Source organism: Nocardia sp. NPDC050799 (assembly GCF_040654015.1).
Classification (GTDB): Bacteria; Actinomycetota; Actinomycetes; order Mycobacteriales; family Mycobacteriaceae; genus Nocardia.
In genome coordinates this window covers 36,252-56,006 of record NZ_JBFAHF010000034.1, presented here as the reverse complement: position 1 = coordinate 56,006, position 19,755 = coordinate 36,252, and the positions used below count along the sequence as shown (strand labels likewise).

Here is a 19,755-nt window from a genome sequence, read left to right as displayed (position 1 = left end):
CGCGGCGGCGAAGTGTCGCCTCGCCGGGCCCTCGCACACACCCCGAGGACACAGCATGACCTGGGAAACCATCCCCCGGCTGGCCCTGTCGGCGGCGGATCGTTTCGGCGATGCCGAAGCGGTCGTCGACGGGGAACTGCGGTGGAGTTACCGCGAACTGGTGGACCGGATCCGCCGGGCCGCGGGATCGTTCGCCGAATCCGGGATCGGCACGGGCGACCGGGTGGCCGTCTGGGCGCCCAATTCGGCGGAATGGATCGTCGCCGCCCTCGGTGTGATGACCGCGGGCGGTGTACTCGTCCCGGTCAACACCCGGTTCAAAGCCGAGGAAGCCGCCGATGTCATCCGCCGCAGCGGCGCCCGGGCGCTGCTGGTGCAGAAGGGCTTTCTCGGCGCGGACTATCCGGCACCACCGGGCGTGCCGGTCTACGACCTGAAGTCCGATTTCCTCACCGGCGGGACACCTTTCGAACGCGAGGTCGCGGGCACCGATATCGCCGACATCATCTACACCTCGGGGACCACCGGGCGCCCCAAGGGCGTGATGATGAACCACCGGCAGACGCTGCGGTTGTACTCGGAATGGTGCGATCTGGCCGATCTGCGCCGCGGCGACCGCTATCTGATGGTCAACCCGTTCTTCCACACCTTCGGGCTGAAGGCGGGCATCGTGTCCTCGCTGGTCCGGGGCGCGACCATGCTGCCGGTGCCGGTCTTCGACGTGGACCGGGTGATCGAACTCGTGGAGACCGAACGGATCACCATGCTGCCCGGGCCGCCGACGCTGTACCACTCGCTGCTGGAGTACCGGGGTAGGCGCGATATCTCCTCGCTGCGCGCAGCGGTGACCGGGGCGGCCGATATCCCGGTCGACCTGATCCGCCGGATCCGGGAGGAACTACCGTTCCGGTCGATCATGACCGGTTACGGCCTCACCGAAGCCGGTACGGCGACCGCCTCCCGGCCCGGGGACACCTTCGAGCAGATCGCGACCACCGCGGGTAGCGCCTGCGACGGAATCGAACTGCGCATCGCCGACGACGGCGAAGTACTCATCCGCGGTTACAGCGTGATGCAGGGCTACCTCGACGACCCGGAGGCCACCGCCGCGGCCGTCGATGCCGACGGCTGGCTACACACCGGTGATCTGGGGAGTTTGGACGATGGCGGCCGGCTGAAGGTGATCGGCCGGAAGAAGGATATGTACATTGTCGGCGGGTTCAACGCCTATCCCGCCGAGATCGAAGGGTTCCTGCTGGAACATCCGGCGGTCGCGCAGGCCGCGGTGATCGGTGTCCCCGACGAGCGGATGGGTCAGGTCGGCAAGGCGTTCGTGGTGGCGCGCGGACAACTCGGCGCAGCGGAGCTCATCGCCTGGGCCAAGGAACGCATGGCGGGATACAAGGTGCCGCGGTCGGTGGTCTTCCTCGACGAGCTACCACTCAACGCCACCGGAAAGGTCGTGAAGGATCAGCTGCGCTGAGATCAGCGGCGCGGCATCGGATCGACCGATAGCCCGGCCGAGGAATCGGTGCGGCGAGATGCCACTCCGACCCGCACGGTAGTGGATCGGGCCCGGTTCCCGAGGCAGTAGCTCCCGGCGGGTGCGCCGGGCTCCTCCGCGGAGTCCGGCGCGTCGGCATGCCCGACGGTGGCCGGGTTTTCGGCGGGATCCAACCGCGAACGATCTCGACCAGGACAACGCCCACGGTGTATCGTCGAACACAATCGAGAGTGAGATTCTCATCTGAAGAGATGCTCGATCTCCTGGTCCGGGCCGCGCCCGGCGTCGACCACGAACAGCGAGGAGTCCGGTGAATATCGACGACATGATTCTGGTGAGCATCGACGACCACGTGGTCGAGCCGCGCAATATGTTCGACAACCACGCGCCGAAGAAGTACGCCGAGTACGTTCCCAAGGTCGTCGTCGACGACTCGGGCATCGATCGCTGGATCTACCGGGACCGGCCCACCGGTGTCACCGGGCTCAACGCGGTCGTCTCCTGGCCGGCCGAGGAATGGGGTTACGACCCCGCCGGATACGCCGAGATGCGGCCCGCCGTCTACGACATCCACGACCGGGTACGCGATATGGACGCCAACGGCGTCCTCGGCTCCATGTGCTTTCCCACCTTCACCGGTTTCAGCGCCGGGCATCTGAGCCGCGGTGGCATGGACGAGATCACTGTCGCGATGATCTCCGCCTACAACGACTGGCATATCGAGGAGTGGGCGGGCGCCTACCCGGGCCGCTTCATCCCGATCGCCATCCTGCCGCTGTGGGAGCCGCAACTGGCCGTCGACGAGATCAACCGCGTCGCCGCCAAGGGCTGCCATTCGGTGACCATGCCGGAGTTGCCGCATATCGACGGCCTGCCCAGCTACCACGACATCGACTACTGGTCCCCGGTGTTCCAGGCACTCACCGATAACGACACCGTCATGAATCTGCACATCGGACAGGGCTTCGGCGTCCTCAAGCTGGCACCGGACGCACCGATCGACAATCTCATGGTCCTCGCGCCCAGTATCTCGCTCATCGGCACCCAGGATCTGCTGTGGGGACCGGCCTTCCGCAGTTTCCCGAAACTCAAGGTCGCCCTGTCCGAGGGCGGCGTGGGCTGGATCCCGTTCTTCCTGGACCGTTCCGACCGGCACTACACCAACCAGCGCTGGTTGCGCCGCGATTTCGGCGGCAAGATGCCCAGCGAGGTGTTCCGGGAGCACGTCCTCGCCTGCTACGTGACGGACCCGACCTCACTGAAACTGCGGCACGAGATCGGCATCGACAACATCGCGTGGGAGTGCGACTACCCACATTCCGATTCGCTGTGGCCGGGCGCCCCGGAATTCGTGCTCGACGAGCTCCAGCGGGCGGGCGCCGACGACTCCGATATCGACAAGATCACCTGGCAGAACGCCTGCCGCTTCCTGAACTGGGACCCGTTCGCACACACCCCCCGCGAGCAGGCGACGGTCGGCGCGCTGCGCGCGAAGGCCACCGACGTGGACCTGTCGACCACGACCCGCGCCGAGTACGCGGAGCGCTTCGCGGCCAAGCACGCGAGCTGAGCCCCGGTCGGGGCCGGGCGTTCCCTCATGAGCCCGCCCCGATCGCCGGTACACCGCCTCCCGGACTCCGCGGAGTCCGGGAGGCGGTCGGCGTTCACCGCGCACCTTTCCGGACCGCCGTCACGCTGAGCCGTGGCAACGGCCCGGTCCGGTCACGCCTCCCGGCCGGCGATCACGCCGGGTTCGCGGGCACCCACGGTCGCGGATCACCCTCCCCGGCCCCGCGGTAGCAGGCGCCGTCGTGGATGTGCAGGATCGCGTCGGCACCGTCGACCGAGGCGCGGTCGAGCGGGAAGTAGCCGTGCGCCTGGGTGTGGTCGTCGCGGGTGCGGGCGGTGGGGATCTCGGTGGGTGCGATCAGGCCCCGATCCGGGATGCGGGTCTGCAGGAACCCCTCGTAGGTGTCGGGTTCGGGTTCGAGCAGGTCGAAGGTCTCATCGCGACCCAGGCTGCCGAGGATCAGGGCGTAGTCCGTACCCACCAGGGAGTGCACGACGGCGCCGGCGCTGTGCCAATCGAGTTCCATGGGCCCCATGGTCATATGGCTCGGATTCCGTTGCAGATGCGCGTTCTGGGCGCATACCAGCGTCGGGCCCCGGTCGGCCTCGAAGCGGCGGATATCGAGGAGGTTCTGTGCCATCAGCGCGTCCCGGGCGGCACACATACGGGTCCAGCGGGCAGCCTGTTCGACGGGCCGGGCCGCCAGCCTGTGGTACCGCAGCAGACCGAGTCCGGCGGTGAGATACGTTTCGGCCCGGAACCATTCTGCGCGTGAGGTCTTCTCCATCAGCTCCGGCGCCCGCAGATAGAGCTCGGTGAGCATATCGTCGGCGTGCACACGGAGGGCGCCGGCCGCCTCGGTCGCACCGATCGATTCCTCCGGGTCCATGACCGCCGCCGTGCGGTGCCACCGTTCGTCCGCACCGAGCAGGCCGGCCAGATCGAGGTCGAGGCCCAGGTAGTCGCGGGCGTATTCGAGGTAGCGACGCGGACTGAACGCACTCATCGTCTCCGCGGAGATATCGAAGCCGTGGAACGACAGCCGCTCGGCGGTGGGCCGCCCCTCGTTGTATTCCCGCATCCAGGCAACCAGCTGCCGGTTCGCGGCGAGACCACCGAACCCGTGCGAGAAACCCTCGGCCATGGCCGTGTCGAGGGTGCCCACCCCTTGCTGGACATAGTCGTGCACGGTGAGGGCGGCCACCCGATCGGTCTCCAGGGCGATCGAGCGATAGCCGCGGCCGGCCAGTTCGGCGAAGAGCTCGTTGCGGGTCCAGGCGAAGGCGGGTTCGAGATGGGTCGGCTCGCCGAATGCCAGCAGCTTCGGGGAGGTGGCGAGCACGGTATCGATGTCGAAGTTCATTTCTTCGATCGTATCTTTGAAGGCTCGGTTGATACTTTCCGCACATCTAAGCCTTGATTGGGCGGTAAAGTCTCAAACCGATGATCACCCTGCGACCAGCCGACCTCGCGCGCGAGCACGGACTCTCGACCCAGGCGGTCCGCAACTACGAACGCGACGGGTACCTCCCGGCCGCCGAACGCACGGCGAGCGGCTACCGGATCTACACCGAGGTCCACGCGGCGGCCCTACGCGCTTTTCTCGCCCTGGTCGCCGCATACGGGCACGCGCTCGCCGGCCGGATCATGACCGAACTCCACACCGGCGGCCTGGACAACGCCCTGAAACTCATCGACCGCGGCCACCGGCAACTGTCGCGGGACCGCGAAACCCTGGAGACAGTCCGCCGGGCCATCGCGCACCTGCCCACCGGGTACGACCCCGACCCCGGACGTTCACGTGCGACCGCCGACCGCACTGTGGGCGAGCTGGCCCACCACCTCCGCATCACCCCGGCCACGCTGCGCGCGTGGGAAGCCGCGGGAATTCTCGTCCCTGAGCGCGACCCGGGCACCGGCTACCGGACCTACCGCGCGCCCGATATTCGCGACGCCGAACTGGCCCACCTGCTCCGACGCGGAGGCTACGGGCTGGACCATATCGCCATTGTGGTCGACCAGGTCCGGACGGCCGGCGGCACCGAGGCCTTGACCACCTCGCTCGCCGCCTGGCAGCGCCGGCTCACCACCCAGGGGCTCGCCATGCTGCAGGCGGCGGGCCGGCTCGGCGACTACCTCCACCGTCTCCCGCCCGAAAGCCGGGGGCAGCACGGGTGATCACGTCTTGTCCGCTACTGTGCGGCCGGGCGCCCGGAGGCAGGGGGGCATCCCTTGGTACTGGGAGGTGACACTCCGGCCGGAACGCAGCGAGATCGCGATGATCCGGGCTTTCGCCGGGGAGACCACGCACGAGCTTCCGGCCGGCGTCCGCCCGCTCTACCCGGCCGACTCTCGGCTGATCGGCAGATGGACGCCGACCGATTCCGAGGGAATCGAGATCGACTTCCCGTTCCCGACCCGGATTCCCTGGTCGGACCTGGAGTTCTGATCGGGTCAGAAGCCGCGCACGCGGTCGGGCACCACGCGGAAGGGCACCGAGTACTCGGCGCGGAACTGATCTCCGGTCATGGACAGCCCGGCCAGTCCCGACTCGTACTTGTCCAGATAGGCCGCGATCTCATCCGCCTCGATGGAGGGCTCGAGCTGGGCCGCACCGCCGAAGACCACCACTTCTCCCCCGCTCTCGGTGCTGTTGAAGTGCAGCGCCACCCGCGGGTTACGGGCGATATTGCGAAGCTTGGGACGGTCGGGCCGACTGAATATCAGGAAGCCGCTCCCGTCCCAGCGGAACCACACCGGGTTGGGCTGCGGGGTGCCGGTGGGTCCCACGGTGGTCAACCAGACGATCTGCTCGCGGTCCAGCCGCTCGGCCACACGGGCACCGAATTCCGTTGCGGGGTCGATTAGTTCATGCGCGCGCGGTGTCGTCATGAGCGGCCTCCGGGGGGATGGGCGGACGGGATGCGCCCGGAACAACATCCGGGCCCACGCGAGGATTCCCGCCCGAGAACGCGGTTTCCCTGCGTTCCGGTAAGTATCCGGTAACTATTTTTATAGGTCACTTTTCCATCAAATCCGGGCTCGCCCGGCCGGGGCCGTGCAAAACTTCAGCGAATCATCCTTCCCGCTGAAAGAAGCCTTGATGAAAACCCTGTCCATCCTGGGCACCGCCGCCCTCGCCGCCGCGTCGTTCGGCCTGATGGCAGCCGCGCCGGCCGGCGCCGCACCGGCCGGATGCCACGCCTCCTACGACCCCTGCGTGCCCATCACCAGTGATGTCGACTGCGCCGGCGGCAGCGGTAACGGGCCCGCCTACACCGGGCGAGTGCGGGTGATCGGCCCCGACGAGTACGACCTGGATCGCGACGGCAACGGAATCGGCTGCGAGAGTAGCTGACCGTTGGGGACCGGGAGACACGAGCCACCGGCCTCGGTCAGCCAGGTGTTCCACGCTGCCCGGTCCCACCCTGTGGGGTACGTGACGTCCCTGATCGCCGCCACCTCGACAAGCGAATATGCTCGAACCCGTGAAGCCATCCCGTCTGGTCGAACTGCGCCTAACCGCCTTCAAGTCGTTCCACGGCGAAATCTTGCCGCTGGGTGGGACAACCATATTGATCGGACGTAACAGCGTAGGCAAATCCAATGCCTTCGATGGCTTGGAAGTTTTGGCTCGGCTCGCGGAGGGCGAAGACCTTGCCGATGCCCTCGACGGTCGCCGAAGAGAAGGAGGGACTGTACGAGGCGGGTCGGCCGGTTGTCCTCCACACGGAAAGTCCAGGTTCGAACTCGGCTGCTCCGTAGAGGTGGAGGAGGACCGGTACGACTACGACCTCACTGTCGAAGTTCGTCCGGACCTACGCGTGGTTTCCGAACGGCTCTATGGTCCAGGCCAAGCCGTCAAGAGCGGCAGAGTCAGTTTTGGCCCCCTGATCGAAACACGCGAGCCAGGTGCGCCCGGGACGGGAATCGTGGCCGATATCCACAACGGCAAGCGCGGCTCCAACACACCGTATACATTCCGCGACAGCCGTTTGATCATCAGCCAGGTGCCGCTCGCCCTGGGCGGTGTCAACCGCGCCGAAACATCGGTGATAAGAGGCGCATCGGCTGTCCTTCTCGCGCTCCGGGGAATCTTCCACCTCGATCCGGTGCCGCACCTGATGCGCGGTTTCGTCCCGCACCGCGATGCCGAGCTACGTCGGACGGGTGAAAACGTCTCCGCAGCGCTGCAAAGGCTACAGAAGAACGATCTGCGCGCCTTCGACAGAGTTCAGCAACTCGTTCGATCGGTGGCGGACGACCGCGTGCGGAATATCGGGTTCGTGTCCTCCGATCTCGGTGATGTGATGCTGGCGCTGGAAGAGACGCACGGCCGGGACGAAGAAGTCGAACGGACTCCCGCGCGGGAAATGAGCGATGGCCTCCTGCGGTTCACCGCCATAGCCACAGCTCTGCTTTCCTCTCAATACGGCTTGGATGTGGACGCATCAGTAGGCGCCCGCATCGAGAGAGACGAAGAAGAGGACGTCAGAGGGGGTGTGCTCATCGTTATCGAAGAACTCGAGAACGGTTTGCATCCTTCACAAGCCCGTCAGGTATTGGACCTTGTCCGTACAAGCAGCGAGACACCGGGCACCAGTGTGCTCGTCACAACCCACAGTCCTGCCATTCTCAATGCGGCCGAAGGATCCTTGAACAGGAACGTCATTGTCTGCCACCGTAGCCAGGAGACCGGCTACAGCGTGCTGACGCCGCTGATGAAGGTCCCGGGATACAGCACCGCTCTCGCGGAAGGTTCACTCGGGGACGCGGTTATCGCGGGAAAGCTATCTGGCACGGAAAGTGAAGCACCGCCCGACTACAGCGAATTCGAACGACTGCTGGGGCTCCGTTGATGCGTGCTGTCGCCTTCATAGACACAAGCGTTCTCTGCAACCTCGTCCCTGTACCCGGCCGAGATCAGCAGCGGGACGACGTCCAAGAAGAGATGCGGCATCGTCTCTCAAAGGACGAGCAGTTCATACTGCCGATCACCGCGGTAGTCGAGACCGGCAACTTCATCGCCCAGCTGGACGACGGCGGCCTGCGTCGAACTACTGCGCAGAAGCTGCAAGCCATCCTCCGTTTCATCTGCGAGGGGCGGTCTCCCTGGGTATTACACGACGTCCCGTGGAACCGGCACTTCCTCGAGAAGCTACTCGAGGGTGCCGGAACATACGTCGATTACGTGGAGCATGCGCAGAACCGGGTGGGCACTGGCGATCTCTGCGTACTAACCGAACGCCATCTTTACCACACTCGCACAGGAATACCTGCGACGATATGGACACTCGACGCGGGCTTGATGGCGTACTCGACACCGGTATGAGAACGAAGTCAGCGGGTACGCGAAGCCGAAAAGACCGATCGCGGTTTCATCCCGGTGGTCACCACAAACAGTACGAATGATACCGGAGAGCAAATTCTCCGGCACCATCCCCCTGTTGACCTCAGGCCACCGCGCCGCTGGTCTTCAATTCGATGATCCGCTCCCAATCCCAGCCGAGTTCGAGCAGCACCTCCTCGGTCTGTGCCGCGAACTCCGGCCCGGGCCGCAACTCGGGAGCCGTGACATCGAATTGCACCGGACTGGAGACCAGCTCCAGCTCTCCGGCCGGGAGGATGTATTCGTTGGACCTGATCTGATCGTCCTGCCCTACCTGGTGCGAGTCCTGGACCGGGGCCCAGGGGCCCCTGAGTGTCGCGAATTTCTTCGTCCACTCGGCCAGCGTGCGCTGCGCGATGGCCGCGCGCAGGATCTCGACCCCGGCCGCGGTATTGGCGGCGATCTGCGCCGCGTCGGCGAAGCGCGGATCCCCGGCCAGCTCGGGGCGGTCGATGTGGTGGCAGACGTCGGCCCAGAACTTACCGGGCTGCAGCATCACGAACGAGAGATAGCGGTTGTCGGCCGTACGGTAGAGGCCCGACAGCGGGTTCGCCATCGCGCCGTGGGTCCCGGGCGGGGGCGCCAGCATGGGTTCACCCTGATACGCCGACAGCGCGACCGTATGCCCCAGCGACCAGAGTCCGCTGCCCAGCAGTGAGACATCGACGACGGACGGTTCCCCGGTGCGCTCCCGCTTCAGCAACGCCGCGGCGATCCCGCCGGCCAGGTTCGTCCCGGAGATGGTGTCGCCGAAAGCCGGGCCGGGCGGCTGGATCATCCCGTCGGTACCCTCCGGGGTGATGGTGGCGGCCACGCCGCCGCGACACCAGAAGGCGGTCATGTCGTAGCCGCCGCGATCGGACTCCTGGCCCCGCGGCCCCAGCGCGCTACCCCGGGCGTAGACGATCTTCGGGTTCACCGCGCGGATATCGTCGACATCGATCCCGAACTTCGTCCGGGCCGAGGGCAGGAAACTGGTGAGGAACACATCCGCGCGCCGCGCCAGTTCGTGGATGACCTCGCGGCCCGCCGGGTTCGACATATCGACGCCGATACTGCGTTTCCCGCGGTTGGCGTGCTCGATGTTCGGGTTCGGGTCGCCCTCCACCTTGAACTTGCCGATCTGGCGCAGCCCCCGCTGCGGATCGCCGGTGACCGCGTGCTCGACCTTGATCACGTTGGCGCCCCAGTCGGCGAGCACCGCGCCCGCCGAGGGGACGAACCCGTACATGGCGACCTCGAGGACCGTGATCCCCTCGAGCGGTTTACTCACGAGACCACCTCGGCGAGGGTCTTGCGCTCCATGAATTCCTCCATGCCCACGACGCCCATCTCCCGCCCGACACCGGACTGTTTGTAGCCACCGAAAGGCGCGTCCGGATGGAAGTAGTTGCCGCCGTTGATGCTGAAGGTCCCGGTGCGGATCCGGCGGGCCACGGCCCGCGCCCGCTCCGCGTCGGCGCCGAAGACGCCGCCGGACAGGCCGTAGATGGAGTTGTTGGCGATCCGCACGGCGTCGTCGATATCGTCGTAGGGGATCAGCGCGAGCACCGGGCCGAACACCTCCTCCTGCGCGATCTCGCTGTCGGGGTCGACATTCGCCAGCAGAGTCGGCGTGTAGAAGTACCCCGGATCGACCTTCTCGCCGCCGGCCACCAGGGTGGCGCCCGCGGCGACCGCCCGCTCCACCAGGCCGTGCACCTTGTCGCGCTGGCGTTCACTGATCAGCGGGCCCATGTAATTCTTCGGGTCGGCCGGGTCGCCGTAGGTGATGTTGGCGAGGTTGGCGGCCACCAGTTCGGCGACCTTGTCGTGGTCGGCGCGGGGTACCAGCAGTCGGGTGGTGATCGCACAGCCCTGGCCGGCATGTGAGCAGATGCTGAAGGCGGCGAACATGGCGCCCAGGTTGTAGTCGGCGTCGTCGAGCAGGATGGCCGCGGATTTTCCGCCGAGCTCGAGGAAGACCTTCTTGAGGGTGGCGCTGGCGGCGGCCATGATCTTGCGACCGACCGGGGTGGAGCCGGTGAAGGACACCACGTCGACGTCGGGGTGCGTGGTCATCCGTTCCCCGACGGCCACCTCGGAACTCGCGAGGATGTTCACCACCCCGGCGGGGATATCGGTGTGGTTCGCGATGAGCTCGCCCAGCGCCAGCGTGATGAGCGGGGTGTCGGGGGCGCCCTTGAGCACCACCGTGCAACCCGCGGCCAGCGCCGGCGCGAGTTTGGCGAACGCCAGCTGGAAGGGATAGTTGTACGCGGCGATGGCGGCGACGACGCCCGCGCCCTCCTTTTCCACCCAGCGCTGGTGCTGCGCACCGCGGATCTCGACCGGGCCGAGGTCCTCGGTCCAGGTGTAGTTCTTCAGCACGCCCGCGTAGTACTTGACGATCTCGAACGGGGTCTCGAGCTGATTGCCCTTGGTGAGGATGTAGCTCGCACCGACCTCGGCGATCATCAGGGCGCGCAGGTCCTCCACATTGTCCTGCAGCGCCTGGTAGAGCTGTTCCAGGCAGCGCGCGCGGAATTCGTGGTTCGTCGACCAGTCGGTGGTGTCGAACGCACGACGGGCAGCGGCCACCGCGGCGTCGACCTCGGCGATACCGGCCTCGGGCGCGTGGCCGACCACTTCCCCGTTCGCGGGATTGAGTGAGGCCAGGGTCGCCCCGGTCTCGACCAGCTGCCCGTCGATGAGCAACCGCTGCGTGGCAGTCACCGCCTCTTCCTGCGTTGACATCCCGCCTCCTCGAAAGTTATGAAAATTGCATTCTCGTTTCAGGAGAATAGTACATTTGGCAAGGGTGGTCCGGCTGGTGATTCGGCGAGCTGGAGCAATCCGAAACATCCGCAGGTCGACCGCCCGCACGCGGCTCCGGCCGATCTTGCGGACACGAACTGCACGAGAGTACGGTTCTCCATAATCGGAATGCATATTCTTGCGTCGGTGGGCGCGGGAGAGGAGAGGCAGGCGTGAAAACCGCAGTTGTCACCGGCGGCGCCTCGGGCATCGGACTGGCCATCGCGCAGCGGTTGCGCAGCGACGGATTCCATGTCGCCGCCCTGGACCGCAACTCCGCCGCGGCGGACGATTCCGCTTACCGGGCCGATGTGACCGATCCGGACAGCCTCGCCGAAGCACTCGGGGCCGTTCGCGAGAAGCTCGGCCCGGTCACCGTGCTGGTGAACGCGGCCGGAGTCGACGGATTCAAACGGTTCCAGAACATCGACTTCGCGGAATGGCAGCGGGTCATCGAGGTGAACCTGCACGGCGTCTTCCACACCATCCAGGCGGTACTGCCGGATATGATCGAGGCCGGCTGGGGCCGCATCGTGAACATCTCGTCGTCGAGCGCACAGTCGGGCCAGCCGTTCATGTCCCACTATGTATCGTCGAAATCCGCGGTCAACGGACTCACCAAATCCCTTGCGCTGGAACTGGGCCCCTCGGGGATCACGGTGAACGCGGTGCCCCCGGGCTTCATCGACACCCCCATGCTGCGCCGCTCCGAGGAACGCCGGCTGCTCGGCGGCACCGTCGAAGACCATATTCAGCGCACCCCCGTGCGGCGCGTCGGTAAACCCGAGGACATCGCCGCCACCTGCGCTTTCCTGATCTCCGAGGAGGCCGGTTACATCACCGGCCAGATCATCGGCGTCAACGGCGGACGCAACACCTGAGCCACCGGATTCCGCCCACCGCATCCGAAGGGAAGTGACAACCGTGAAGGTCCATGTCGATCAGGAACGCTGCCAGGGGCACACCCTGTGCTCGATGATCGCGCCGAAAGCGTTCGAACTCAGTGAAATCGACGGGCATTCCTCGCCGGTCGACGAAAATGTCGCCCACGACCAAGAGGACCAGGTGCGCGAAGCGGTGCACTCCTGCCCCGAGCGCGCCATTTCGCTCACCGAGTAGTACGAGGGGCACCCGATGTCCGCCACCGAACCCACCGACCGCCTGCATCCCCGGCTCGATTTCGACCGCTACGGGCCCGCCTACCGGGAATCGTTCCAGGCGATCACCGAGCATATGCACCGGCAGTGCCCGATCGCCTGGACCGACCGCCACGACGGTTACTGGGTGGCCGCGGGAAACCGGGAGGTCTTCGAACTCGCCCGGTGCCCCTACGTCTCCAACGACCGTGATGTCGACGGTGTGCGGCGCGGATATCAGGGCATCACCATCCCCTCCACGAACCAGGCTGCCATCCGCAACGGCATCCTGGAGATGGACGACCCCGAGCACCGTGAACTGCGGGCCGTGCTCAACCCGTATCTGTCCCCCGCCGCAGTGCAGCGGTGGATACCGTTCGTCGACGAACTGGTCCGCGCCGCGCTCGACGAGAAGATCGCCACGGGCCGCATCGATTTCGTCGACGACCTGGCCAATATCGTGCCGGCGGTCCTGACCCTCGCCATGCTGGGCGTACCGCTTCGCAACTGGGCGGTCTACAGCGAGCCCGCGCACGCGACGGTGTACACCCCGCCCGACTCGCCGGAGTTCGAGCGGGTACACCGGATGCACCAGGAGATGGGCCTGGACCTCTACACCAATCTCACCGAGATCCGGGCGAATCCCCGGCCCGGTCTCATCCACGCGCTCGCGACCGAGGCGACGCTGGGCGGGGCGCCCCTGTCCGATATCGAGATCCTCGGCATGCTCGGCCTGTTGATCGGCGGAGGTTTCGACACCACCACCGCACTCACCGCGCATTCACTGGAGTGGCTGTCCGAGCATCCGGGCGAACGGGAAACGCTCAGCCGGGAACGGGACCAGCTGCTGGACTCGGCGACCGAGGAATTCCTGCGCTACTTCACGCCGGCGCCCGGCGACGGCCGCACCGTGAACACCGATGTCGAACTGGCCGGCGCGCGGTTCGCCGAAGGCGAACGACTGTGGTTGTCCTGGGCCATGGCCAATCGTGACCCGGCCGTGTTCGACCGGCCCGATACGGTCGTGCTGGACCGTAAAGGTAACCGGCACTTCAGTTTCGGCCTGGGGATCCACCGGTGTATCGGTTCGAATGTGGCCCGCGCGGTGTACAAGCGGATGCTGGTCGCGGTGCTGGATCGGCTACCGGACTTCCGGTGTATCCCGGAGGAAGCCGTGCACTACGAGACCATCGCGGTGATCCAGGGCATGCGGCACCTGCCGGCCACATTCACCCCCGGGGAACCGCTCGGTCCCGGGCTCACCGAGACACTCACGAGACTGCAGACCGTCTGCGATGAACAGCGGCTCGCCGAGCCGGTGACCGTCCGCAAGGACGCGGCGCAGATCTGACGCCCCGGCACCGACGCCACGAGGAGGCGATATGTCATCGACGACCGGCGACGAACCGGCACCCCGATCGGGGCGACCGCTACCGCTGCTTTCCCTGGACACCGAGTTCTTCTGGACGTCGGGCGCCGACGGGAACCTCCGCATCCAGGAGTGCCGGGCGTGTGCGGCACTGATCCATCCGCCGCAGCCGATCTGCCGCTACTGCCGGGGGCGCGAGCTGGCGCCCCGGATCGTGTCGGGCACCGCGATCCTCGCGTCGTTCACCGTCAACCACCGCTTCGCGCTACCGGGCCTCCCGCCGCCGTACGTGGTGGCGACGGTGGCGCTGGAAGACGATCCGCGGGTGCGGCTGACCACCAATATCGTCGACTGCGATCCCGGCGAACTCACCCTGGGTATGCGGCTGGAGGTGGTGTTCCGGCAGGACGACGATGTGTGGCTGCCGCTGTTCCGGCCCGCCGCGCAACAGTCCGGCCCGGCGCCGCTGCCGGTGGACGAGATACCCGCGGATCAGTTCGGGCGGCACGTGCGGACGATGCGACGCCGCGACAAGTTCGAGGACAGCGTCGCGCTCACCGGGATCGGGATGTCGCGGATCGGGCGACGGCTCATGCGGCCGCCCCTGGAACTCACCGTCGACGCCTGCCAGCAGGCGATCGCCGACGCGGGCCTGGGCCTCGACGATATCGACGGACTGTCCTCGTATCCGGGCGGCGGTAATCTCGGCGGATTCGGCGAGGGCGGCGTCACCGCGCTGGAGTCCGCGCTCGGTATCCGGCCCACCTGGCACAACGGCGGAATAGAGACCTTCGGGCCCGGCGGGTCGGTGATCGCGGCCATGCTCGCGGTGCACGCGGGTCTGGCCACCCATGTGCTGTGTTTCCGCACGGTCTGGGAAGCCACGTTCAACGAGTTGATGAAGCGGGGCACGATCCCCGCGGGTGGCGGCGGCCGCACCGCGAGCTGGATGCATCCGTTCGGTTCCACCTCGGCCGCGCATACGCTGGCGCAGAAGGCGCAGCGGCATTTCCACGACTACGGCACCACCCGCGAAACCCTCGGCTGGATAGCGCTGAACCAGCGCGCGAACGCCGCGCTGAATCCGAGCGCGGTGTACCGGGAACCGCTGACGATGGACGACTATCTGAACGCGCGCCCGATCACCACACCGTTCGGCCTCTACGACTGCGATGTCCCGTGCGACGGCGCCGTCGCGGTGATCGTCTCGGCCCGGGAGACCGCCGCCGATCTGCCCGGGACCGCCATCCGGGTGGAGGCGGTGGGTACCCAGATCGTCGAACGGATCGAATGGGACCAGAGCACGCTCACCCATGAACCCCAGGTCCTCGGCCCCGCCGCCCATCTGTGGACCCGCACCGAGTTGCGGCCCGAGGATGTGGACGTCGCCGAGCTGTACGACGGGTTCACCATCAACTGCCTGTCTTGGATCGAAGCGCTCGGCTTCTGCAAGATCGGCGAGGCCAGGGATTTCCTGGACGGCGGAAGGAACATCGCCCGCGACGGCCTGCTGCCGCTGAACACCCACGGCGGCCAGCTCTCGCACGGCCGCACCCACGGGATGGGGCTGATGCACGAGGCGATCGTCCAATTGCGCGGGACCGCCGGGGCACGGCAGGTGCCCGGCGCGAAAGTGGCGGTGGTGTCCAGCGGGGGCCTCACCCCGGGCGGCGCGGTCCTGCTGCGGAGCGAATCCTGATGCCCCGGGGTGCGTGGTGACGCTGACCGGATCCGATCTGGCGCCTACCGATTCCACCGGCCCGTTGCCGGTGGTCGCCGAGGTGCCCGAAGTCGACGGGGTCCCGGTTTCCGGACTGCTGGCCGAGGTGGCCGACCCGCGGGCGGTCGTGGTCGCCCTGCACGGCGGCGCCGTGGACTCCCGGTATTTCGACTGTCCCGGACATCCCGAGTACTCGCTGCTGCGCACCGGGCAGCGGCTCGGTTACACCGTGCTCGCGCTGGACCGCCCCGGGTTCGGCAGTTCGGCTCCGCACGCCGCGCTCCTGGACCCGCCACAGCGCCGGGTGGACCTCGTCTACGGCGCCGTCGACGCGCTCCTGGACGGCCTGCCGCGCGGCGCGGGCGTCTTCCTGCTCGCGCATTCGGCGGGTTGCGAACTCGCGGTCCGGATGGCGGCCGCCGAGCGCGGCGCCGACCTGCTCGGACTCGAACTCGCCGGCACCGGGCGCCGGCACCAGCAGGCCGCCCAGGACCTGCTCTGGGGCGCCGACCGGATCGCCGGCCGGCGGCCGCGTGGGGTGGGGCGGCTGATCTGGGAACCGTCCCGGCTGTATCCCGACGACGTCCTGGGCGGTAGTACCGTGTCCGCGCAGGGCTCGCACCTGGAGTCGCGGGCGCTGCACGACTGGGCCGCGCGGGAATTCCTCGGCCTGGCCCCCGATATCGGGGTTCCGGTGCGGTACAGCCTGGGCGAATACGAGCGGGTGTGGCGCAACGATCCCGCGGAGATGGTCGCGGTGGGTGGTCTGTTCACCCGGTCGCCGCGGGTCGTGCTGAACCGGATACCCAACACCGGTCACAACGTCGGCCTCGGCCGGACCGCACGGGCCTACCACCTCACCGTGCTGGCCTTCGCCGAGGAGTGCATCATCGCCCGCGGGACCGGAGAATTCTCCGGCCCGGCCCTGCAATTCGACGGCGGCGCGGCCGCGCGGCCGGAAAGGTAGCCGAATGGACGTCACCGATATCGCACTGCTGCTGCTCCGCCTGGTCGTGGGCGGCACCATGATCGCCCACGGGATCAACCACTGGATCGGCGGCGGCAAGATCGCCGGCACCGCCGGCTGGTTCAGCGGCCTCGGGTTACGCCACGGCGTCCTGCAGGCCTGGTTCAGCGTGATCACCGAGATCGGCGCGGGGGCACTGCTGGTCGTCGGGCTGCTCACCCCGCTGGCCGCCGCGGCGGTGATCTCGGTGATGCTGGTCGCCGCGCTGCTGGCACACCGGAAGAACGGCTTCTTCGTGTTCAAGGACGGCTACGAGTACGTCCTGGTTCTCGCGGTCGTCTCGCTGGCGCTCGGAATCCTGGGACCCGGATGGCTGTCCGTGGACCACGCCGCCGGGATCGAGCTCACCGGCTGGGGTGGCGGCGCCGTCGCGCTGGGGATCGGTGTCGTCGCCACCGCCGGTCTGCTGGCGGTGTTCTGGCGGCCGGCCACCCCGGAACCGGATTCGGCGGACGCCGGATCCTGAGCTGCGCGAGAGAGGAACTTCATGCGCGTCGGATTCATCGGACTGGGCAGTCAGGGCGGGCCCATGGCCCGCCGTATCGTCGAGGCCGGATACCGGACCACCCTGTGGGCACGCCGCCCCGCCACCACCGAACCGTATACCGATACCGCGGCGAACGTCGCCGGCACGCCCGCGGATCTCGCCGCCGACAGCGATCTGGTGTGTCTGTGTGTGGTCGGCGACGCCGATGTGCGCGAAGTCCTCGACCGCGCGGACGGTGTCCTGGCGGGATTCGCCGCCTCCGCGGCCGGACGTACGGCGGCACCGGTGATCGCGATCCACAGCACGGTCCATCCCGACACCTGCCGGGAATTGGCCGAAATTGCCGCCACCCAAGGCGTTTCGCTCATCGACGCACCGGTCAGCGGTGGGGCTCCCGCCGTCGCGGCCGGGCGGCTGCTGGTGATGGCCGGGGGTGACGAGGACACCCTCGCGCGCTGCCGGCCGGTATTCGAGACCTACGCGAACCCGATTGTGCATCTGGGCGGTGTCGGTGCCGGGCAGACCACCAAACTGCTCAACAATCTCCTGTTCACCGCGCATATGGCCACCGCGGTCAGCACCTTGGAACTGGGCGCCCGGCTGGGCGTGAGCCCCGAGCGGCTCGGCGAGGTGATCGGCAACGGCAGCGGGAACAGTTTCGCGCTGGGACGGATCCTGGCCGGCGGTGGAACTCTCGACCAGATCGCCGCACATGCCGGTGAGCTACTGCGCAAGGACGTCCGGCTGATCAGCGAACTGGCCGATGCCGCACAGATCGCCCCCGGAGTGGTGCTCGATACCGCCGACGCGACGCTCGCCCTGATGGGCCGCCCCCGCTGACCCTCGGCACCACACCCTTGCCGACCCGGCCGGAACCAGGCGACCCCGGCGCCGCCCAGTTCCGCGTGACTCCCGACCCCACCGCGGAGCGGCAGGCACGGCAGGCCGGACTTTTCGAACGAAGGAGAACCGAGTGCGTATCGGATTCATCGGCGCCGGCCGCATGGGAACCCCCATGATCCGGCGCCTGACGGCCGCCGGGCACAGTGTCCGCGCGCTCGGGCGCAATCCCGGCACCCGAGCCGCGATCACCGCGACCGGCGCCACCGCGCTCGGCTCGGCGATCGAGACCGGACAGGACGCCGAGGCGGTGGTGGTCTGTGTTTTCACCGATCAGCAGGTCCACGAGGTGTGCCTGAACAGCGGACTGCTCGAGACGATGCCGCCCGGCTCGGTCCTGATCCTGCACACCACCGGCAGCCCCGACACCGCGACGACGATCGCTGCCGCCCCGACCGCCGCCGGACGCCATGTGGTCGACGCCCCGGTGAGCGGGGGTCCGCACAATATCGCCGACGGTTCGCTCACCGTCTTCCTGGGCGGCTCGGCCGACGCGACCGCGCGGGCGCGCCCCGTGCTGGCCGCGTACGCCGATCCGGTCTTGGCGGTCGGGGAACTCGGTAACGGGCAGCGCGTGAAACTCGTCAACAATTCGCTGTTCGCCGCCCAGATCGGCCTGGTCACCGAAGCCGTGCGGCTGGCCGGCGAACTGGGCCTCACCGAAGCCGAGGTCCTTTCCGCACTGCCGCATGCCAGTAGCTCGGGCCGCGCGGTGCTGAGTGTGGCGGCCAAGGGTTCGGTGGCGGCGTTCGCGGACTCGGTGGGCGATTTCCTGCGCAAGGATGTCACCGTGGTCCGCGAACTCGCCGACCGGCTGGGCAGCGATCTCGGCCTGCTCGACCCCGCCATCCGCGCGGCGGTCGGCTCCGGCTGACTCCGGCAGCCCGCTGGTGCCGGACAGTGCCCGCTGCTGCGCCGTCCTGTTGTCGCGGAGGGGTTTCCGGGTGCCGCGACTTCGGGGGCGGTCGATGGGACGAGCGATCGTGTCACCGGACCGCCGTGGCGCACACCGCTGCGACTATCTGCTCGCTATCCTTGGCGCGCCGCCCATGCGATGAGATCTCGATGACCCGTGACCAGTGGAGAGGGCACCGATGAGCTTCGACCCTTTTGATTTGCTCTGGCAGGCCGTCTGGTCGTTCCTCACCGGCCAGTCCGCTGCCGCTCCGCCATTTCCCCCGCAGACGCAGAGCGGCTGACGCCGAGGGGCCGGCCCGGAGTTCTGCTACTCGTTTTTCGGCCAGGCGGGCGAACGACCGAGCAGGCGGAGGATCCGGTCCAGCGGCGCGCCCGGGTCGCCACCCGGCAGCGCATGGGCGAAGGGGGACCCGGGCTGCTCGCGTTCCGGGCCGTCGGGGACGGATTCGGCGATACGCAGCACCGGCTCGGCCGTGGCGGCGTCCAGTTCATAGCCCACGCCGAGGGCTCGCGCGAGATCCCAGCCGTGGACGACGTAGTCGACCAGGTGGAATCCGAGGGCCTGCCGGCCCGGGACCGTGACGTCGGGCCCGAATTCGGGCAGCGCGAAGAGACGTTCCGTCGTGCCCGGCTCGGCGAAGGCCCGTAGGACCTCGGCCGCGGATTCGGTGTACTCGGCCGGGGTGTGCGGTCCCGGCGGCCGCACCTGCCAGTGGGCGAGGTCGGCGCCGTCACCACGCGCACTGGCGGCGAAGCCGCGATGCTGAGCGGCCATATGCGCCAGCAGGTCGCCCACTGTCCATCCCGCGCACGGGGTCGGCAGGCCGAGTCGGTCAGAGGTGACGAGTTCTGCGGTGGTCACCGTGGTGAGCACCGCGCGGCGGTCGAGTTCGACGAGGTCTGTGGTCATACCGCAAACAGTACGTATCCGCTTATCAT

Annotated in this window: 20 protein-coding genes; 15 read left to right on the top strand and 5 right to left on the bottom strand. The window is 67.7% G+C overall.

All coding sequences use genetic code 11. The features are described 5' to 3' along the window. Window positions 1-55 precede the first annotated feature (55 nt). The gene (locus AB0H42_RS28265; protein WP_357061438.1) at window positions 56-1,483 is read left to right on the top strand and encodes a FadD3 family acyl-CoA ligase; all 1,428 of its coding nucleotides are present in this window, start codon (window positions 56-58) and stop codon (window positions 1,481-1,483) included. A 331-nt stretch (window positions 1,484-1,814) separates the two neighbouring features. Beyond that, window positions 1,815-3,074 (top strand): amidohydrolase family protein, encoded by a 1,260-nt coding sequence (locus tag AB0H42_RS28260; RefSeq protein WP_357061435.1) that lies wholly within the window; start codon window positions 1,815-1,817, stop codon window positions 3,072-3,074. A 172-nt stretch (window positions 3,075-3,246) separates the two neighbouring features. Here AB0H42_RS28260 and AB0H42_RS28255 read toward each other — a convergent pair whose 3' ends face one another. Then, a complete protein-coding gene (locus AB0H42_RS28255) occupies window positions 3,247-4,437 on the bottom strand; it encodes an erythromycin esterase family protein (RefSeq protein WP_357061433.1) in 1,191 nt (396 codons plus the stop codon). An 80-nt stretch (window positions 4,438-4,517) separates the two neighbouring features. On the opposite strand from AB0H42_RS28255, the gene AB0H42_RS28250 reads away from it, so the two are divergent. Beyond that, window positions 4,518-5,252, top strand: coding sequence for a TioE family transcriptional regulator (locus tag AB0H42_RS28250; RefSeq protein ID WP_357061431.1), 735 nt, complete (start codon window positions 4,518-4,520; stop codon window positions 5,250-5,252). A gap of 67 nt (window positions 5,253-5,319) precedes the next feature. Further along, complete coding sequence (locus tag AB0H42_RS28245) at window positions 5,320-5,523, top strand: hypothetical protein (protein WP_357061428.1); 204 nt, start codon at window positions 5,320-5,322, stop codon at window positions 5,521-5,523. 5 nt (window positions 5,524-5,528) lie between these two features. Here the strand turns inward: AB0H42_RS28245 and AB0H42_RS28240 are convergent, their stop codons facing one another. After that, entirely contained in the window at window positions 5,529-5,966 is a 438-nt protein-coding gene (locus AB0H42_RS28240; RefSeq protein WP_357061426.1) for a TIGR03667 family PPOX class F420-dependent oxidoreductase, read from the bottom strand. A 211-nt stretch (window positions 5,967-6,177) separates the two neighbouring features. Here AB0H42_RS28240 and AB0H42_RS28235 point away from each other — a divergent pair, with 211 nt between their 5' ends. The 3 genes from AB0H42_RS28235 (at window position 6,178) to AB0H42_RS28225 (ending at window position 8,406) form a co-directional block, all read left to right on the top strand. Beyond that, a complete protein-coding gene (locus AB0H42_RS28235) occupies window positions 6,178-6,432 on the top strand; it encodes a hypothetical protein (RefSeq protein WP_030521005.1) in 255 nt (84 codons plus the stop codon). A gap of 130 nt (window positions 6,433-6,562) precedes the next feature. After that, entirely contained in the window at window positions 6,563-7,933 is a 1,371-nt protein-coding gene (locus AB0H42_RS28230) for an ATP-binding protein (RefSeq protein WP_357061424.1), read from the top strand. Further along, window positions 7,933-8,406, top strand: a complete 474-nt coding sequence (locus AB0H42_RS28225; protein ID WP_357061422.1) for a hypothetical protein — start codon at window positions 7,933-7,935, stop codon at window positions 8,404-8,406. Before AB0H42_RS28230 ends, AB0H42_RS28225 begins: the two co-directional genes overlap by 1 nt. Window positions 8,407-8,527: 121 nt before the next feature. Here AB0H42_RS28225 and AB0H42_RS28220 read toward each other — a convergent pair whose 3' ends face one another. Both AB0H42_RS28220 and AB0H42_RS28215 read right to left on the bottom strand, forming a co-directional pair. Continuing rightward, window positions 8,528-9,736 (bottom strand): CoA transferase, encoded by a 1,209-nt coding sequence (locus AB0H42_RS28220; protein WP_357061419.1) that lies wholly within the window; start codon window positions 9,734-9,736, stop codon window positions 8,528-8,530. After that, the gene (locus tag AB0H42_RS28215; RefSeq protein WP_357061417.1) at window positions 9,733-11,199 is read right to left on the bottom strand and encodes an aldehyde dehydrogenase family protein; all 1,467 of its coding nucleotides are present in this window, start codon (window positions 11,197-11,199) and stop codon (window positions 9,733-9,735) included. Before AB0H42_RS28215 ends, AB0H42_RS28220 begins: the two co-directional genes overlap by 4 nt. A 233-nt stretch (window positions 11,200-11,432) precedes the next feature. On the opposite strand from AB0H42_RS28215, the gene AB0H42_RS28210 reads away from it, so the two are divergent. From AB0H42_RS28210 to AB0H42_RS28175, 8 genes are all read left to right on the top strand, one after another. Then, window positions 11,433-12,140 (top strand): SDR family NAD(P)-dependent oxidoreductase, encoded by a 708-nt coding sequence (locus tag AB0H42_RS28210; RefSeq protein ID WP_357061414.1) that lies wholly within the window; start codon window positions 11,433-11,435, stop codon window positions 12,138-12,140. 43 nt (window positions 12,141-12,183) lie between these two features. After that, window positions 12,184-12,378 (top strand): ferredoxin, encoded by a 195-nt coding sequence (locus tag AB0H42_RS28205; RefSeq protein ID WP_030521009.1) that lies wholly within the window; start codon window positions 12,184-12,186, stop codon window positions 12,376-12,378. Window positions 12,379-12,393: 15 nt separating this feature from the next. Next, window positions 12,394-13,746, top strand: a complete 1,353-nt coding sequence (locus AB0H42_RS28200; RefSeq protein WP_357061411.1) for a cytochrome P450 — start codon at window positions 12,394-12,396, stop codon at window positions 13,744-13,746. 31 nt (window positions 13,747-13,777) lie between these two features. After that, window positions 13,778-15,463, top strand: coding sequence for an OB-fold domain-containing protein (locus AB0H42_RS28195; protein WP_357061408.1), 1,686 nt, complete (start codon window positions 13,778-13,780; stop codon window positions 15,461-15,463). Between the two features lie 16 nt (window positions 15,464-15,479). Further along, window positions 15,480-16,451: an alpha/beta hydrolase gene (locus tag AB0H42_RS28190; RefSeq protein WP_357061405.1), complete on the top strand. Its 972-nt coding sequence runs from the start codon at window positions 15,480-15,482 to the stop codon at window positions 16,449-16,451. Window positions 16,452-16,455: 4 nt separating this feature from the next. Next, a complete protein-coding gene (locus AB0H42_RS28185) occupies window positions 16,456-16,977 on the top strand; it encodes a DoxX family protein (protein WP_357061403.1) in 522 nt (173 codons plus the stop codon). A 21-nt stretch (window positions 16,978-16,998) separates the two neighbouring features. Continuing rightward, window positions 16,999-17,838, top strand: coding sequence for an NAD(P)-dependent oxidoreductase (locus tag AB0H42_RS28180; protein ID WP_357061400.1), 840 nt, complete (start codon window positions 16,999-17,001; stop codon window positions 17,836-17,838). 133 nt (window positions 17,839-17,971) lie between these two features. After that, window positions 17,972-18,772: an NAD(P)-dependent oxidoreductase gene (locus AB0H42_RS28175; RefSeq protein WP_357061397.1), complete on the top strand. Its 801-nt coding sequence runs from the start codon at window positions 17,972-17,974 to the stop codon at window positions 18,770-18,772. Window positions 18,773-19,123: 351 nt separating this feature from the next. Here AB0H42_RS28175 and AB0H42_RS28170 read toward each other — a convergent pair whose 3' ends face one another. Continuing rightward, complete coding sequence (locus tag AB0H42_RS28170) at window positions 19,124-19,726, bottom strand: TIGR03086 family metal-binding protein (RefSeq protein WP_357061394.1); 603 nt, start codon at window positions 19,724-19,726, stop codon at window positions 19,124-19,126. Window positions 19,727-19,755: the final 29 nt, after the last annotated feature.

Coding starts and splice junctions, on each gene's coding strand:
- AB0H42_RS28265 (WP_357061438.1), top strand. CDS start 56: ATGACCTGGGAAACCATCCCCCGGCTGGCCCTGTCGGCGGCGGATCGT.
- AB0H42_RS28255 (WP_357061433.1), bottom strand. CDS start 4,437: ATGAACTTCGACATCGATACCGTGCTCGCCACCTCCCCGAAGCTGCTG.
- AB0H42_RS28250 (WP_357061431.1), top strand. CDS start 4,518: ATGATCACCCTGCGACCAGCCGACCTCGCGCGCGAGCACGGACTCTCG.
- AB0H42_RS28240 (WP_357061426.1), bottom strand. CDS start 5,966: ATGACGACACCGCGCGCGCATGAACTAATCGACCCCGCAACGGAATTC.
- AB0H42_RS28235 (WP_030521005.1), top strand. CDS start 6,178: ATGAAAACCCTGTCCATCCTGGGCACCGCCGCCCTCGCCGCCGCGTCG.
- AB0H42_RS28225 (WP_357061422.1), top strand. CDS start 7,933: ATGCGTGCTGTCGCCTTCATAGACACAAGCGTTCTCTGCAACCTCGTC.
- AB0H42_RS28215 (WP_357061417.1), bottom strand. CDS start 11,199: ATGTCAACGCAGGAAGAGGCGGTGACTGCCACGCAGCGGTTGCTCATC.
- AB0H42_RS28200 (WP_357061411.1), top strand. CDS start 12,394: ATGTCCGCCACCGAACCCACCGACCGCCTGCATCCCCGGCTCGATTTC.
- AB0H42_RS28195 (WP_357061408.1), top strand. CDS start 13,778: ATGTCATCGACGACCGGCGACGAACCGGCACCCCGATCGGGGCGACCG.
- AB0H42_RS28185 (WP_357061403.1), top strand. CDS start 16,456: ATGGACGTCACCGATATCGCACTGCTGCTGCTCCGCCTGGTCGTGGGC.
- AB0H42_RS28180 (WP_357061400.1), top strand. CDS start 16,999: ATGCGCGTCGGATTCATCGGACTGGGCAGTCAGGGCGGGCCCATGGCC.
- AB0H42_RS28170 (WP_357061394.1), bottom strand. CDS start 19,726: ATGACCACAGACCTCGTCGAACTCGACCGCCGCGCGGTGCTCACCACG.